1 rRNA gene is annotated in these 264 nt (G+C 66.3%); it reads left to right on the top strand.

Annotated elements, in window-relative coordinates:
* Positions 1–178 (top strand): 23S ribosomal RNA (locus RX395_RS10200); the annotation flags it as partial.
* Positions 179–264 lie beyond the last annotated feature (86 nt).

Genomic DNA, 264 nt, shown 5'->3' with positions numbered 1-264 from the left:
GCCGGGTAGCCGCGTGCGGCGCGGATAACCGCTGAAGGCATCTAAGCGGGAAGCCGTTCCAGGGATTAGTTCTCCTTCCGGTAAGGGCCCAGGTAGACTACCTGGTCGATAGACGGCAGGTGCAAGGGCGGCGACGTCCTCAGCCGAGCCGCACTAATCGCCCGAGCTCTTCCGGAACCGCACCTCGCGGCCCGCGGGACATGCGCTCATGCGCGGTCCGGGCACGAGGATGCCCCCGAGTCATCTTTCCTATGCGCCATGCGG

It is taken from the genome of Collinsella aerofaciens (genome assembly GCF_032584215.1).
Classification (GTDB): domain Bacteria; phylum Actinomycetota; class Coriobacteriia; order Coriobacteriales; family Coriobacteriaceae; genus Collinsella.
The sequence above is the reverse complement of the archived record's forward strand: the minus strand, read 5'-3'. Positions and strand labels throughout refer to the sequence as shown.